Genomic DNA, 18,001 nt, shown 5'->3' on the forward strand with positions numbered 1-18,001 from the left:
CCGTTTTCCAGAGAAACCAGACGCCCGCGCCCCAGACGAGGACCAACAGGATTCGACTTTGCACATCCGCAAACGGTAAGCTAGATTGAGACTGGCGGTGTCAAACCACGCAAATTGGGGGATTCCAGCACGTGATTGTCAACCTTCAGAAACAGTCTTCAGTCGAACTACAGCAGCTGAAAGCCGAGATTGAACCTCTGGCAAAACCGAACGCCATGCGGTGGTTTCTGTGCATCGCGTTCGACTGGTTTTGGATCGTTGCCGCGTTCGTTGCGATGTGGCTGTTGATCGATGCGCCTCTGATCGTTTCGATCCCCGGATGGCTCGCGTGCCTGATTGTCATTGGTGCGCGGCAGCACGGGATCGGATTGATGGCGCACGAAGGTGCACATCTGGCGGTTTCTTCGAACCGCCGCAGGAACGATCTGATCACCGGACTGTTCTCGTTTTGGTTTCTCGGGATTGCTTTGCGTCCCTACCGAAGGTTCCACTTTTCACACCATCGCCACGTCGGAACGAAAGACGATCCAGAATTGAAGCACAAGCTTCACCCTTCGCCGTTTCTTCGTCATTGGAAATTGCCGCTTCAACCGGTCAAAGATGCGGTCATTTGCGTCCTTGACTTGTTTGGCGGAGGGGTGCCACACTCGGCGTACGCGATTGGCGTCCTGATGGCACCCAGGCGATTGATTGATTTCGTGATCCCGAAGCTTTATCAAGTGGCTTGGGTCATCGGGCTGTACTTTATGGGCTTATGGTGGGTCGCGTTGGTCTGGTTCTTGGCATTGGGAACAACCTTTTGGATGTCATTTCGAATTCGGATTTGGACCGAGCATGTTGTTGAACAAGGGGCAGACGACCCGACTCAACGAATCAGCGCAAAGTGGTGGCAACGCTTCTTGTTTCTTCCGCACCAGACGTGGTGCCACTGGGAACATCACTTTACTTGGGACGTCTTGCGTCAGCGCGTTCCGAGTTGGAATCTGGCGCATGCACGTGAGATCTTGAGCGGAGACGGATTCCCTCCGGTTCGGAGCTTGGAGAGCATGGTCAAATCGCTGCGCTCGGCTCCACCCTCGCTGGGCACGCTGACCGAGTAGCGAAGCCGGGACCAAGGGGCGAGGCTGGACAACCTCCGGATCCACCCATCCACCACAATCGGCCCATCTTCCGCACTCGCCTCATTCTTCCTTGCCATTCTATCTGGAACGCCCGACAAAATGTCGGGCGACGGCGGTCAGGCCGATACCCTCGTACTTCGTCGGTTTCGCGTCGCCCCCAATGATGCCGCGGGCGGCTGAGCCGCGATACGAAGGGAGTTTCCTGCCGAACCCGACGACCGTTTTCAAAGTGGAAGATTCACTTTCGATTCTCTACGTGTTTTCCAGAAATCCATTTTTTTTCTTAACAATCGCCTATATTTCATCGATACGCATGCCTTTTCGCCCTCAATACAGATCGGTCGAGCGGCGTTTAAGTCAACACTCACACGGGACCAAATTCATGCATGCCACTTCGATTCTCAGCGATTTCGATAGATTGATGTTGATCGGCCAAGGCCATGCGGCGTTTCAGCTACTTTGGGCTGGAGCCGAGCTGGACCTGTTTTCGAAACTATCGAAAACTCCTGGGCTAACCGTCGATCAAATCGCCAGCGAGTTGGATTTGAAAGCCCAGCCGGCGCGGATACTTCTGGTCGGCCTCACCGCGCTAGGACTTTTGAAAAAGCAGGGCGACGGATATTCAAACGCTGATGTCAGCGAAGAGCACCTGGTGCGTGACAAGGAGGACAACATCCTCGGCGTACTCGGTTGGCAGAATCACATTTGCTACCCAGGCCTCGCAGACTTCCTGCCATCGTTGAAGGAAGGAAAAAACGTCGGGCTGCGTCATTTTCCGGGTGACGGCAACACGCTTTACCAACGTCTCCAGAACCATCCTGAAATCGAGAAGGTCTTCCAAGACGCAATGTCTAGCCTTTCTCGCCAGGCGAATCGAAAACTCGTCGATGTGGTCGACCTTACCGATTCTAAGCACTTGATGGACGTCGGCGGCGGCGACGGAACAAACGCGATTGCGTTTGCGAAAAAGTTTCCGCATCTCAATGTGACCGTCTTTGATTCCGACACGATCTGCGCCATCGCCCGCAAAAATATCGAGAGCGCCGGTTTGACCGAGCGGATTGACACGGTCGAAGGAAACATGTTTTCGACGCCCTATCCCGACGGGATTGACGCAATCATCTATTGCCACATGTTTACGATTTACACGCCGGAGAAGAACATCGAGATTCTGAAAAAGACGTACGATGCGCTTCCAGCCGGCGGAAAGGCGATCATTTTCAACATGATGGGGCATGACGACGAGAGCGGTCCAATGAGTACGGCACTCGGATCACCCTACTTTTTGGCTATCGCAACCGGCGAGGGCATGCTGTACGCGTGGTCAGATTACGAAGCGTGGTTTCGGGAGGCTGGATTCACGGGGTTGTCGCGAATTGACGGATTGCCGGTCGATCACGGCGTGTTCATCGCCAAGAAATAGGACGGAAGCTCACACACCGCTACGACATGAATTGTCCGCAAATGCAAATTTCGAGCCCTGGTACGACTTCGCCTGCACGTCCGCAGTTTGTTTCCGACACGGAGCCAACGATCGTGACCGAATCTAATCAGCAATCCTCCTCAAATGAGGCCAGTAACGATTTGGTTTGGGACTACGACGACGCGTTTTGCAGAAACCGCGGGCTGATATCCCCCGAAGAACAGCAGCGGATTCGCCAATGTCGTGTCGCAATCCCGGGAATGGGCGGTGTCGGCGGGCTGAATCTCATGACGCTTGCGAGGATGGGGGTCGGCAAGTTTCGTGTCGCCGATGCCGACAGTTTCAACGTCGGCAACTTCAATCGTCAATTCGGCGCGTTGCGTGAAAACATCGGTCGCCCCAAAGTCGAGGTTCTCGCGGCCTCGGCCCAGGCAGTCAATCCGGAAGCCGAAATCGATGCGTTGAACGGTTTTGTCAGCGAGGAGAACATCGGCACCTTCCTGGAAGGCGTGGATTTAGTCGTGGACTCTCTCGACTTTTTCGCCTTTGACGCTCGTCGGATGTTGTTTCGAGAGGCGCATGCCAGGGGAATTTGGGCGATCACGGCCGGCCCCGTCGGATTTAGTACCATCTGGTTGGCGTTTGATCCGAATGGGATGAGTTTTGATTCCTACTTTGATCTCAAGGACGGAATGACTCCGGCCGACCAATTCGCCGCGATGGCGGTTGGCCTGGCTCCGCGTCCGACCCACCTTCCTTACTTTGATTACTCCTATATCGATTACAACTCAGGTTCCGCGCCATCGGTTTCTGCAGCTTGCCGACTAGCGAGTGGCGTCGTGGGAGTGGAGGCGGTCAAGATTCTACTCGGCAGAGGAAAGGTCAGAGCAGCTCCGTGCTATAACCAATTCGACGCCTATCGATACATCCATCGAAAGGGATGGATCCCGATGGGGAATCGCAACCCGATCCAAAGGATCAAACGTCGCATCTTACGGCAACGAATGATCAATGCCGGCTACGGAAGCACGACTTAGGAAAGCATGTTGACCTCGGACGTGGAGTTCATCGATGGCTTCGCCATTGATGTCGTCTTGCGATTCACCGTCGCGAGGTCGAAATCCTCTGCGTGTTGAAGAGATTTCCCCCGCCCCCGCCGACTTTAGGAGGGGCCTTGAGATCTACGAGGGACGCCGCAACGCAGTCCCCGCTTCATCACCATTAGCGAATCCCGGTCTCGTGGGGCCATTTGCTCCATCGGCAATCGCCCCCTGAGCGTTAGACCAACGCGTTACCGAGCAAGTAGTCCACCGCGGCGACGCGATCTTCTTCTTCGTCGTCGTCATCTGCGAGCGAGTTGATCAGCATGTCCATCGAACTGGCCTCCGAGTCAATCTCCGATCCGCCGTCGTTGGACAGGTGATTGATGATCGCCAAGGCGTCGCTGGGTGACAAGATCCCGTCACCATTGACGTCTGCGGCAGGATCGCCGGAACCCTCGACCATCTCGCCTTCGGCCGAGATCGAAGACAGCGAGTTGATGACGTTGAGCGCGTCGAGTGCGGAAACACCGCCATCGAGATTGACGTCATAGCTGTTGACCATGGTTGTCATCGACCCGGTTCCCGCCGGCGCGTTCTTGTAGTGGCTCGCGTCGCTGTCGGTCGGTCCGCCGTGTCCGGTGGAAACGACGCCGATATTCTTATAGACGCCGGCGGCGGTCTCCCTGACATTGACCTTCTTGATCTTGAAACGATCTTCCGGGGTCGCATCCTCGACCGACGCGGCAATCACCAGGACGTTGCCCGCGAGGTCGTCAGGGTTGATGTCGGCCCAACGCGAGCTACCGTGCCCGGTGTTGTTGACTCGTTGCACGAGCCCGTCGAGCACCGACGCATCAAGGCTGACATGCTGATTGAAGGCGTCATCGATCGTGCCGATCCAGTAGGACATATCGCTGTCATTGGTCACCGAAGCGAGCAGCGTTTTGTCAACAATGACCGGCTCGGAGAATTCGAACAGGACGTAGTTGATGCGACCGACGTTGTCGACTTTATGCCGGTCGTAGTTGCCGTTACCCTCGCCACGGTCGGTGACTCCCAGTCCACCGGAGTAAGCGCCCAAGAAGGCGGTTTCAAAGACGCCGTTGTCGCTGCTGAAGGCACTTGCCTTGACGGATACTCCACCGCTGGAGAAGGTGCGGATGTTGCCATCGCTGCCATCGAGTCCGCTGCTGCCCGTGGTCACAAACGTATGCGTGTCGCCCGCCCCGCCAGACAGGTCCTGAGCGATACCGGTGGCGTTGTACACCCACAATTCCCCAGGTGAGAGCATCCCGTCGGATCCGACATCTGAGTTCGGGTTCAGGACGATGTCCCCCGAGGCGGTACTGAAGTCATCACCGGTGTGACCGGGCGTTCCGTTGTCATCAACGATTTGCACGTCACCGACACTGTAGGCGACGTTGCCTGTGTTGGTCACGACATACGTCCAAGTGACGGTGTCCCCGACTTCGATTCCGGGAGCCTGGGAAGCGTCATCCGCGTCGAAGCCGTTGGTGTACTTTTCGATGTCGATACCGGGAGCGACGACGGCGTTCTTGTAGTGACTCGGATCACTGTCGGTCGGCCCATCGGGGCCTGTGGTCACCACGCCGATGTTCTTGTAAACACCGCCAACCGTTTCACGCACTTTGACCTTCCTGATCTTGAAGCGATCTTCCGGAGTCGAATCCTCGACCGAGGCGGCAATCACCAGCACGTTTCCGGCCATCGTTTCGGGATTGATATCGGCCCATCGAGCACTGGAATGACGCGTGTTGTTGACCCGCTGTGTCAGGCTATTCAGGACAGAGGCATCAAGGCTGACGTGATCATGGTAGGCGTCTTCGATCGTGCCGATCCAGTAGGACATGTCGGAATCATTCACCACCGAATCCAACAGGACCTGGTCAACGATGACGGACTCGGAGAATTCGAAGACGACGTAATTGATCCGCCCGACATTGTCGACGCGATGCAGCCCGTTGCTTCCATTTCCCTCACCCCGGTCGGTCACACCCAGGCCGCTGGAAAACGCGCCCAAAAACGCGGTTTCGAAGACGCCACTATCGCTGCTGAACGCACTGGCTTTGACGTTCACGCCGCCGTCGGAATAGGTGCGAACGTTGCCGTTTTCGCCATCGAGCCCGCTGGTACCCGTTGTCACAAAGGTGCGAGTTTCTCCAGCCCCTCCCGAAAGTTGTTGAGCAATTCCAGACGCGTTGAACACCCACTGTTCACCGGGCGAAAGAATTCCATCCGAGCCGACATCGGAATTCGAATCGAGCGTGATGTCACCCGAACCGGTGCTGAAGTCGTCACCACTGTCTCCCGGCGTCCCGTTGTCATCAACGATCTGCACTTCCGTTGAGCTATACGGGACGTTGCCGGTGTTGGTGACGACGTACGTCCAGTTCACGGGGGCCCCCACCAGAATCTCGGGCGCTTCCGATTGGTGATCCGCATCGACACCGTTCGTCGATTTTTCGATATCGATGCCGGGATTTGCGTCGATGTTGATGTAGTGGCTGGGGTCGCTGTCGGTCGGCCCATCGGGTCCGGTGGTCACCACTCCAATGTTCTTGTAGACGCCCCCAACGCTTTCGCGGACCTTGACCTTCTTGATCTTGAATCGATCTTCCGGCGTTGAATCCTCGACCGAAGCCGCGATCACGAGCACGTTACCGGTCAACTCATCGGAGTTGAGATCTGCCCAACGTGTGCTGCTGTGGCTGGTGTTGTTGACTCGCTGCGCGAGCCCGTCGAGCACCGATTGGTCCAGGCTGACGTGATCGTTGTACGCATTTTCGATCGTACCGATCCAGTAGGAAATGTCCGAATCGCTAACCACCGAATCTAAGAGGGCTTGGTCAACAACGACCGATTCCGAGAACTCAAACAGCACGTAATTGATCTGATCAATGTTGTCGACGCGGTGCAAACCGTTGCCGCCGTCACCTTCGCTTCGATCGGTCACTCCCAGCCCGCTTGAGAAAGCGCCCAGGAAGGCCGTTTGAAACGTATTGCCGCTGCTACTGAAGGCACTGGCGTGGACCGAAATGTCGCCGGCGGAGAAGCTGCGAATATTTCCGTTGCTGCCATCCAGTCCGCTGTTACCGGTGGTCACAAATGTACGATACTCACCACCGCCGCCGCCAAGGTCTTGTGCCACTCCCACCGCGGTGAAGACCCATTGTTCACCTGGCGAAAGAATGCCGTCCGAGTTCTCGTCGGAATTTGAATCCAACACGATGTCGCCGGTCGCGGTGCTGAAGTCATCGCTGGTGTCACTCGGCGTCCCGTTATCGTCAACGACTTCCACTTCGCTTTGACTGAAGGGAACGTTGCCCGTGTTGGTGACGAGGTAGGTCCAAGTCACCTCACCGCCGACCACGATCTCCGGCGCATCGGCCGGTTGATCGGCATCGACACCGTTGGTGAGTTTCTCGATGTCGATGTCGGGGGTTCCGGCCACGTTGTAGTTGGCGGGATCTTCGTCGGTGACGTCTGGTGCAATCGGATCGCCGTTTTCATCCACGGGAGTCCCAATGACAGTACCGAGATTCGTAAACTGCCCAACCTCCAAGGCAGTGATCTGCGCCTGGTACAGCCATGACTCACCCGGATCAAGACGTCCGTCTTGATCGTCGTCTCCGACGTTGAAAAAATTGCCGTTTCCATCGTCTTCTTCAACGGGGTCTGGGTTGAAATCATCCCCCGGGTCGCCCGGCGTAGCGTTGTCATCACTGACGACCACGGGGCTGAGCTCGACATCGCCAGGGTTGGTGACGAAGTACGTAAAGACAATGGTGTCACCCAACTGGGCAGATGGCCCCGGGGGAGTATCGGCATCGACACCGAAGCCATCCAGACCGGTGTCGGGTTCATCTGCGGGTGTATTCAAGTCGGCGCCGAGTTCATTTTGAATCGCGAACAGATTCTTCGTTCCTTCAATCACCGACGCATCGCCGGAAGCATAAGCCGCCTGCGTCAACGAGATCACCTCTGCCTCGGTGTAGGCGTAATCTACATTGGGATTTGCCGCGTTGAGAAGCGCGGCGGTTGCGTGGCGCCCGAGTGCATTGAGTCCACCGCCACCGCGTCCAAGCGCGCTCAACAAGGTCAGCCCGGAATCATCGCTGACACCAAAAACCGAGTTGTAAGAGTCAAGCGGCGAGAATCCGGTGTCGGGCCATCCCTTTAAAGGCGCGGGGCCAAATTCAGAATGCGTTTTCCAAAACCCGGGAGTCAGCCCTTCACCTCCTCCCGTTTGATCGTCAACCACCTTGACGAACTTTTCAATGTCTATGTCAGGATTCACAGGAGGCGGTGGCAGGTAGATTCCCGCGTCCCATGTAAGATCGTTCTCCCCTGAAACGAGCGTCGTAACGATCGTCATTCCGGTGTTCGGGTCGGCGTCAGAATCCAAGGTGTCATCGATCCCTTGATCTTGCCCGGTAAACACAAAATTGGCCGGCAGGTCACTAAACGTCACCTTGTAGTCGCCGGGCACAAGATTGTCGAACAGGTACTCGCCATTGGGACCGGTAATCAGCGTGTCACTTACGGCATTGCCTTGCCCATCCGTACCCGTCAGCGTCACGGTTACGCCCGAGACGCCCGGTTCACCGGCGTCTTGAATTCCGACGGCATCCAGGTCGTGCCAGACGAAGTCACCCAGTGAGGCCAGGTTGTAGAAACCCGCGTCCAACGTCGGATCGTCTTCACCCGAGGCCAATGTCGTCGTCGCGGTCATCAGCGCCATGTTGGGATCAGCGTCACTGTCCACGGTGTCATCACCACCGGCATCCAGCGGGCTGACTTCGGTGAAGCCCGCTGGCTGGATGAACTGAACCGAATACGTGCCCGGCTGCAGACCCGTGAACGCGTAGCTGCCGTCGGCGGCGGTCACCGTCGTGTCGATCACCACACCACCGGAGTCCTTCAGGTTCACTTGGACGCCCGGGATACCAGGTTCGCCCGCGTCTTGAATTCCGTCGGCATCCAGGTCGTGCCAGACGAAGTCACCCAGTGAGGCCAAGTTATAGAAACCCGCGTCCAACGTCGGGTCGTCTTCGCCCGATGCCAACGTCGTCGTGGCGGTCATCAGCGCCATGTTGGGATCAGCGTCACTGTCCACGGTGTCATCACCACCGGCATCCAGCGGGCTGACTTCGGTGAAGCCCGCTGGCTGGATGAACTGAACCGAATACGTGCCCGGCTGCAGACCCGTGAACGCGTAGCTGCCGTCGGCGGCGGTCACCGTCGTGTCGATCACCACGCCACCGGAATCCTTCAGGTTCACTTGGACGCCCGGGATACCAGGTTCGCCCGCGTCTTGAATTCCGTCGGCATCCAGGTCGTGCCAGACGAAATCACCCAGTGAGGCCAAGTTATAGAAACCCGCGTCCAACGTCGGGTCGTCTTCGCCCGATGCCAACGTCGTCGTGGCGGTCATCAGCGCCATGTTGGGATCAGCGTCACTGTCGACGGTGTCATCACCACCGGCATCCAACGGGCTGACTTCAGTGAAGCCGGCGGGCTGGACGAACTGCACCGAATACGTCCCAGGCTGCAGGCCGGTGAACGCGTAGCTGCCGTCGGCGGCGGTCACCGTCGTGTCGATCACCACACCACCGGAATCCTTCAGGTTCACTTGGACGCCCGGGATACCCGGTTCGCCGGCGTCTTGGATTCCGTCCGCGTCGAGGTCGTGCCAGACGAAGTCACCCAGTGAGGCCAGGTTATAGAAACCGGCGTCCAACGTCGGATCGTCTTCGCCCGAAGCCAATGTCGTCGTTGCGGTCATCAACGCCATGTTGGGATCGGCGTCGCTGTCGACCGTGTCATCACCACCGGCGTTCAACGGGCTGACTTCGGTGAAGCCCGCTGGCTGGATGAACTGAACCGAATACGTGCCCGGCTGCAGACCCGTGAACGCGTAGCTGCCGTCGGCGGCGGTCACCGTCGTGTCGATCACCACGCCACCGGAATCCTTCAGGTTCACTTGGACGCCCGGGATACCAGGTTCGCCCGCGTCTTGAATTCCGTCGGCATCCAGGTCGTGCCAGACGAAATCACCCAGTGAGGCCAAGTTATAGAAACCCGCGTCCAACGTCGGGTCGTCTTCACCCGAAGCCAACGTCGTCGTGGCGGTCATCAGCGCCATGTTGGGATCGGCGTCACTGTCGACGGTGTCATCACCACCGGCATCCAGCGGGCTGACTTCGGTGAAGCCGGCGGGCTGGACGAACTGAACCGAGTACGTGCCCGGTTGCAGACCCGTGAACGCGTAGCTTCCGTCGGCCGCGGTCACCGTCGTGTCGATCACCACACCACCGGAATCCTTCAAGTTCACTTGGACGCCCGGGATACCCGGTTCGCCGGCGTCTTGGATTCCGTCCGCGTCGAGGTCGTGCCAGACGAAGTCACCCAGTGAGGCCAAGTTATAGAAACCGGCGTCCAACGTCGGGTCGTTGTCACCAGGCCCCAGCGTGGTGGTTGCGGTCATCAACGCCATGTTGGGATCGGCGTCACTGTCGACGGTGTCATCACCACCGGCGTTCAACGGACTGACTTCCGTGAAGCCCGCGGGCTGGATGAACTGAACCGAGTACGTGCCCGGCTGCAGACCGGTGAACGCGTAGCTGCCGTCGGCCGCGGTTACGGTTGTGTCGATCACCACTCCGCCGGCGTCCTTCAGGTTCACCTGGACGCCCGGGATACCCGGTTCGCCGGCGTCTTGAATTCCGTCGGCGTCAAGATCGTGCCAGACAAAGTCACCGAGTGAGGCTAACTCCACATCGCCGGACAAACCGATCACATAGGCTTCACTGCTGAAGTCCGCGCTGAAATCACCCGTGCCCGTGCCTAACGCGACCGGAGTGTAACCTCCTGCAGAAAACGCTCCCGTCACACCGGCAGATGCCAATGTGATTTGGTCCAGGATCGAAATCTGGTCGGCGGTAAGTGGAATGAGTGTTGTATCAAGCGTTTGGTCGGTGAAGGCGGCCAAACCTTCTGCAGTGTTAACGAGTCCGGGAACCGCTTCCACATCGCGAACAAACTCCGAACCGTTGAATGGAGCGATACCGGGATCAACTCCCGATGGTACGAACGACGTGTCTTCGAGAAAGACGAACAGTCCGTTTCCGCTCGAACCGGGTAAACCCAACTCGCTCACGTTCACTTCCGCCGCGGTCGCGGTGACCGGGCCTGCATGGGAAACCCCCAGCGAAACGCCATCAGCGATGTCGGCGGCTGGTCCCAAGTCCCACTTCGCGATGGCGTTTTCAAAATTCCAACTTGCCGGGTCATCAATGTCGTAGAAGGTCGAATTGCCGTTGGTCGAAGGAATCAGGTACAACGATCCGGCGGTATATTCAGCAGAAGTCGGACCGGTGACGTTGCCTTCTAGCGCAACCACAAAGTGGCCAGGGCTGAATGCAAGTTCATCAGGAAAATCGGCGGGGATGACTGCGCCGTTGATCAGTTGCCAGAGCGGAAGGGTCCCCACCGTTCGAATGGTGCTGCCGACTTCGAAGGCATCGCCGTTCTCTTGGTTGGTCCAAGCTTGACCGGCGGTCATGCCAAATTCAGTGATTTGCTCGAGGGGAGGGTTAGCACCAGGGTTGCTGGTCCCAAACTGACCTTCCATCTGGACCGTTGCGTTTGATGTGAAGTAATCACCGGCAAGGAGTTGTCGTTGCTCCAATGATTCCAACAGGTTTCGCCTGGTTCGTACTCGCCTCGTTCTCCCTGACCGAACGCGCTGCTTCTTTCCGATGCTCTTTCGTGTACTTCTAAACATGTCTCAATCTCACTGAGTCGCTTCGGGAGGGTGAATAAATGTCGAGCATTGACCCGCCGTGCTTGGGGGGATGCCGGTCGCTCAATTTGCGCAATTCGCCAATCTTAAAACTAACCCCCCGGTATCTCCAGCAGAAAACAGAGTTTTAAGTAAACAAATGTCGCCAAATGTGCACCTGACCACGACCCTCCTGCGGCGGGGTGACATGCCGAGCCGAACACCACCTTCAGAAAGGTCCCGATCAATGAGAGATTGCACTGATGAGTAACCCGATTCGGGTGTGAAATCGGTTGACGGCAATTCGCAAGATTGCTTGACAATTGCGGTAGGCCAACGGGTGCCAGACGCGACTTCCAACGTTTTGCGATTTCAGAAGGCGGATACTGACTAGAAATTCAGCTTCTTCTACCGTTCCAGCATGCGAGTGCTTTGCCCCTGGCAACAATGCATGCGGCGACAATGCCTATGGAATCAGCGATACACCGCCCCTATCACCCTATGTGACGGGGCTCGGAAGAATTTAGAGACCTGCGACAAAGACCCAATACGTCGGTACGCCGCTCAGAAAAGCGGCGTTTCGTGGCAGATGGACAAGCACTGGGCTAGAACAGACCTGCGAAACCGTATCCGGTTAGCTCAGCCTCCCTGTCATGCTCCAGTGAGTCCGATCCAAATACAACATCAACGGCATCGGCATAATCTAACTTAGACTCCGACGTCGGGATTTCCGGTCCCGTTGCTTCGTTCCGCGCTAGTTGGTTAATAATTCTCAACGCGTCCAACACGGTGACCTTCAAGTCCCCCGAAACATCGTAACGGAGGTTCGATGTTGAAAGCGTTCGTTCCCCACTTGCCGCGTCCTTCGCAATGTGATTGATGATCTGCAACGCGTCCAGCGCAGTGACGGCACCGTCACCGTTCACGTCATAAGCGAGCCCTGAATCGATCGGAGCACTGGAGTTCCAGATGGGATCCGCAATTCCTTCTGCCTTGGAGTTGGCTGAAGCGAGAGCGAAAGTCCCGATCAGCGTGCCGCCGGTGTCTGATTTGCCATCGGCATAGGCGTAAATCATGTCATCGTCTTGATCGACCACCCACAAGGTTCCATCGCCCGGATCGGCGGGATTGAGTGTAACGCCTTTGGGTTTCGAGTTATCGCCCGCCAGTGCCCAACTGGCGACGAAGGTTCCGGTGGTCGTGTACTTGAAGACTGCCTTCTTCTTCTCGTCGACGACCCATAGGTGCGTACCGTCGGTCGTCAAGCCCGTCGGTTTGTCGATATTGGAATTCTCGAGTTTAAACTTCGTCGTTTCGTCACGCGTCCCACCCAGGAAGCCTGCACCTCCCGCATAGAAGAACACGTCTCTGTCTTCTTCGACGATCCAGATATTCGTTCCGTCAGTGGCAATCCCCTGGACTTTATCACTGGTGTTGTCCCCTTTCCACGATCCGGCAAGAGAACCGTCACTATTGTAGACATAGACGTACTTGTCCTTGTCGATGACCCAGACCTTGTCACCGGCGGCGTTGGACGTCGCCCCGCGCGGATCACTGTTGTCATTGACAAGGTTGGTACTGCCGATCAGCAAACCGCCTTCGCTGTAGGCGAACGTTGCGTCGGCGTCATTGTCCACGACGAAGAATTTCAAGGTTTCGACATAGTGGTAGGCACCGTCTTCAACGGTCAAAGGTGTCTCGAGCGGGCCGTTGGTCGTTCCCAATGCCGTCACAGTACCGAGATTAAATTGCAAACCTGGGACGGTCGCTTCGGTGGACGCCGTTAGCACCCATGTTTCACCAGGATCCAGAACGTTGTCACCGTTGCCGTTGTCGACAATTTCGGTGATCGTCCCGAGCACTGAATCAAAGACGGACACATCGGTCAACCCTATCGCGTTGGGACCGGAACTGCTATTCGTGATTTCGTAATTGAACACCACTTCGTCTCCGACGATGACGCGTGGCCCGGAGGGGGAATCCGCCGGATCGCCTAATCCTGTCGCCCTGCTTTCTGTTCCGTCTTCTCCTTCATACGTGACCAGAATCACACTTCCGATCAGGTCGCCGAGTTGGATCACTTGAGAGCAAGATGTGTGGTACTCCAAAACTTGCAACGGCGACTGCCCCGATTGGAAGGCGGCCAAATCGTCGTAAATCTCAAAGACGGTATTCGAGCCAAAGTCACCGCCAATGGTGAAGACCGCCCCCTCCGCGACGACGCCGGCAAACAGATCGCCGCCATCGACCAAGATGTAGGATTCACCATCATCATCTGGCGTTCCCGACGCAGTTGCCTTGTCTCCCTGACTGGTCACTACTGTCGTTCCGGGAACGTACTCAAAGCTCAAATTGACCGGTTTGCCGTTGATGTCGCATTGATCTTCTCCCGACGGCGGCGTGGGGACAGAAACGTATTTTTCGAAGACCAACGGATTGACGATGTGATTACTCATGTCGGAATCCATCACCATCGTTCCCGAAGCATCTTCGGCCCGCACTTTGGCAGTGTTCTTGTGCTGCCCTGTTTCGGCGACAATTTCCATCGCCTGGAAGTACCACTCCTCTCCCGGGTCCAGCAAGCCGTTCTCGTTGACGTCGCCGAAATTGAAACCGCCAGACGTCAGCACAGGGGCGGGTTCGAAATCATCGTCGCCGAGTCCAGGAATTTCGTTGTCGGTTTCGTTGTCGTCAAAGACACTATTGATCGTCAGTGGAACACCGCCGGGGTTGGTCACCACATAGGTCCACGTGACCTTGTCACCAAGTTGTGCGACGGGACCGGAGGGCTCATCGGCATCGAATCCGAGGTTGCCCGGATCAAACGGGGCGTCCGTGGTCAACATCACGCCGCCGAAATCGATCACCGGCGGATCAACGGTTGGAGGCAACACAGACGATCCACTTTCACCTTCGTAGCCGACTAACGTCGCGTTTCCGATCACGTCGCCAAGAACAATGGGTTGCGAGCAGGACGTGTGATAGTTGACAGTTTGCAGCAGACCCCCGTAGGCGCTGTCGAAGAAATGGATGTAGGTGTTGGAGCCGAAATCATCGATGTTTTCATTGGCTTCAAATTGTTCATTGAAGGCGACCATCCCGACAAAGTGTCGTCGCCCCTCACCAGCGAGAGCTTTTGACGCATCATTCTCATCGGTCACGATCACCCAAGACGCTCCATCACCGTCGACCATCCCGCTATCAAAAATGACACTCGCCTTGCCCGAATCCTGATCCGTATTGACGCTGATGCCAGGGATGTACTCGAACGTCAACCCGACGACTTTGCCATCAACATCACAAAGGTCCTCTCCCGTTGTTGCTGGATTGATAATGAAATGAGCCGGATCCATGTCCATCACCTGGCCGCCAGCGGAACTTGTTCCGGTGACCGTTGCTTTGTCAACGTGCTGCCCGACAGGTGTGGTGGCGGAGATTGAGGTCGTCGACGTGTACAACCACTGCTCACCAAAATCGAGTTTTCCGTCTCCGTCGGTGTCGCCGACATTTAACCCTCCCTCCAAAACGGGATCCGGAGCGAACTCGATGCCCTGCAAAGGTGCCAATACCAAATCGGTCACCAGGATGTTCGACAACTCCGTATCGGCAATCGGATTGGTGACGACGTATGTGAAGACCACTGTGTCACCCACGGTTGCTTCCGGACCTGTGGCAGCATCGGCGTCAGCATCGTTGATTCCTGGCCCAAAGTTCGGAGCTTGCACATCGCCATCCGGTGTCCCATCATTGTATCCCACTAGAGTCGCGCTCAGCGGCTGGGCTCCGAGAATGATCGGCGCTGAACAGGAAGTGTGGTATTTGAATGACTGTAGAAGTGGGCCACCCTGCTCGTCGAAGAAAAAGAAGTAGGTGTTGGATCCGAACGCTCCCGCTGCGGTAAACAATTCCCCTTCAGTGACGTTTCCTTGGAAAAAGATGTCGCCAAAGTTAGTCGGGTCACCGTTTTTGGAAACAACCACATAGGATGTTCCGTCGTCGTCAAGACTGTTGTTCACCAGCACACCTGCTTTACCATCGGGCTGGAGCGGGTTGAATGCTAGGCTGGGAATGTACTGGAAAGTCAATCCCACCGGCTTGCCGAGCACATCACACACGTCCCCTTGAATTGCCGGCGACTCGACGCGCACCAGTTTTTCGATATCGATGGGATTCACGTCGATACGGGTGAATTTTTCAATGCCCACCGCTGGAGCAACCTCGGTGTTGCCCCATTTCAGCAGGTCGCCCAGGACAACTTCGGTGCGCGTGTCACCGGCCGGCAGGTCGGCCGCGCCGGGTTCATAAACCAATTCCTCTCCACTTTGTACGACGAAGGTTCGCAGGTTCGGTGTCGTCGTCAGCGCGAATCCCGGTGGGATCGGGTCTTCGCTGATCGTGTAGGTCCCCGGCGTCAGACTGACCCAGTCGGCTTCGCCGCTGACCGTCACTCGCGTCTGCGTGCCACCCGGACCGTTCAGTACAAACGTCTTGCCGGGGTCATCCGGGAACGCATCATCGCCGCCGTTTTCAATGCCGTCACCGTTGATGTCCAGGAACCCATAAGCGTGGATCGATCCCTTGCGGAACAGGCCCGCGTCGATCGTGCGGTTGAATTCACCAGAGCTGAGGATGACGCCCGGCGTCGTGCCGTTGACCGGATCGGTCACGTTGCTGTCGACCGTCGAATCGCCGCCGACAAGCGGCGCGCTGAACATGTACGCATCGGGACCGACGTCATCCGGATTGACGAACATCACCGTGTATTCAACACCCGGCGTCAGTCCGGTGAATTCGTAGTACCCATTGGACTCATCACCGGGCGTCGTCGGATCGTCCGGTCCCGCACCGGTCGTGGTCGTTTGCAACACGTTGCCACCGGAATCCAATAACTTCACGGTGACCCCATTGATCCCCGGTTCACCGGCGTCCTGGATTCCGTCGGCGTTGAGGTCTTCCCAGACGAAGTCACCCAAGGAAGCGAGTTCCGTGTTGCCCCATTTCAGCAGGTCGCCCAGGACAACTTCGGTGCGCGTGTCACCGGCCGGCAGATCGGCCGCGCCGGGTTCATAAACCAATTCCTCTCCACTTTGTACGACGAAGGTTCGCAGGTTCGGTGTCGTCGTCAGCGAGAATCCCGGTGGGATCGGGTCTTCGCTGATCGTGTAGGTCCCCGGCGTCAGACTGACCCAGTCGGCTTCGCCGCTGACCGTCACTCGCGTCTGTGTGCCACCCGGACCGTTCAGTACAAACGTCTTGCCGGGATCGTCCGGGAACGCATCATCGCCGCCGTTTTCAATGCCGTCACCGTTGATGTCCAGGAACCCGTAAGCGTGGATCGATCCCTTGCGGAACAGGCCCGCGTCGATCGTGCGGTTGAATTCACCAGAGCTGAGGATGACGCCCGGCGTCGTGCCGTTGACCGGATCGGTCACGTTGCTGTCGACCGTCGAATCGCCGCCGACAAGCGGCGCGCTGAACATGTACGCATCGGGACCGACGTCATCCGGATTGACGAACATCACCGTGTATTCAACACCCGGCGTCAGTCCGGTGAATTCGTAGTACCCGTTGGACTCATCACCGGGCGTCGTCGGATCGTCCGGTCCCGCACCGGTCGTGGTCGTTTGCAACACGTTGCCACCGGAATCCAATAACTTCACGGTGACCCCATTGATCCCCGGTTCACCGGCGTCTTGAATCCCGTCGGCGTTAAGGTCTTCCCAGACGAAGTCACCCAGTGACGCCAATTCCACATCGCCGGACAAACCGATCACATAGGCTTCACTACTGAAGTCCGCGCTGAAATCGCCGGTGTCCGTGCCTAACGCGACCGGAGTGTAACCTCCTGCAGAAAACGCTCCCGTCACACCGGCAGATGCCAATGTGATTTGGTCCAGGATCGAAATCTGGTCGGCAGTAAGTGGAATGATTGTTGTATCAAGCGTTTGGTCGGTGAAGGCGGCCAAACCTTCCGCAGTGTTAACGAGTCCGGGAACCGCTTCCACATCGCGAACAAACTCCGAACCGTTGAATGGAGCGATGCCGGGATCAACTCCCGATGGTACGAACGACGTGTCTTCGAGAAAGACGAACAGTCCGTTTCCGCTCGAACCGGGTAAACCCAACTCGCTCAGGTTCACTTCCGCGGCGGTCGCGGTGACCGGGCCGGCATGGGAAACCCCCAGCGGAACGCCATCAGCGATGTCGGCAGCTGGTCCCAAGTCCCACTTCGCGATGGCGTTTTCAAAATTCCAACTTGCCGGGTTTTCAATATCGTAGGAAACCGAATTGCCGTTGGTCGAAGGAATCAGGTACAACGATCCGGCGGTATATTCAGCAGAAGTCGGACCGGTGACGTTGCCTTCTAGCGCAACCACAAAGTGGCCAGGGCTGAATGCAAGTTCATCAGGAAAATCGGCGGGGATGACTGCGCCGTTGATCAGCTGCGAGAGTGGAAGTGTGCCCACCGTTCGAACGGTGCTGCCGACTTCGAAGGCATCGCCGTTCTCTTGGTTGGTCCAAGCTTGACCGGCGGTCATGCCAAATTCAGTGATTTGTTCGAGGGGAGGGTTAGGTCCAGGATTGTTGGTTCCAAATTGCCCTTCCATTT

5 protein-coding genes are annotated in these 18,001 nt (G+C 57.0%); 3 read left to right on the forward strand and 2 right to left on the reverse strand.

The features are described 5' to 3' along the window. Positions 1-131 precede the first annotated feature (131 nt). From Mal15_RS17905 to Mal15_RS17915, 3 genes are all read left to right on the forward strand, one after another. The gene (locus Mal15_RS17905) at positions 132-1,100 is read left to right on the forward strand and encodes a fatty acid desaturase family protein (protein ID WP_147869021.1); all 969 of its coding nucleotides are present in this window, start codon (positions 132-134) and stop codon (positions 1,098-1,100) included. A gap of 403 nt (positions 1,101-1,503) precedes the next feature. After that, a complete protein-coding gene (locus Mal15_RS17910) occupies positions 1,504-2,544 on the forward strand; it encodes a methyltransferase (protein WP_167546891.1) in 1,041 nt (346 codons plus the stop codon). A 113-nt stretch (positions 2,545-2,657) separates the two neighbouring features. Next, positions 2,658-3,581 carry a ThiF family adenylyltransferase gene (locus Mal15_RS17915; RefSeq protein ID WP_167546892.1) on the forward strand — a complete coding sequence of 308 codons (924 nt, stop codon included), beginning with the start codon at positions 2,658-2,660 and terminating at the stop codon, positions 3,579-3,581. Between the two features lie 241 nt (positions 3,582-3,822). Here Mal15_RS17915 and Mal15_RS17920 read toward each other — a convergent pair whose 3' ends face one another. Both Mal15_RS17920 and Mal15_RS17925 read right to left on the reverse strand, forming a co-directional pair. Then, complete coding sequence (locus Mal15_RS17920; protein WP_167546893.1) at positions 3,823-11,172, reverse strand: SdrD B-like domain-containing protein; 7,350 nt, start codon at positions 11,170-11,172, stop codon at positions 3,823-3,825. A gap of 824 nt (positions 11,173-11,996) precedes the next feature. After that, entirely contained in the window at positions 11,997-17,930 is a 5,934-nt protein-coding gene (locus tag Mal15_RS17925; protein WP_167546894.1) for a DUF7467 domain-containing protein, read from the reverse strand. Between the last annotated feature and the right edge of the window lie 71 nt (positions 17,931-18,001).

Source organism: Stieleria maiorica (assembly GCF_008035925.1).
In the GTDB taxonomy this organism is placed as follows: Bacteria; Planctomycetota; Planctomycetia; order Pirellulales; family Pirellulaceae; genus Stieleria; species Stieleria maiorica.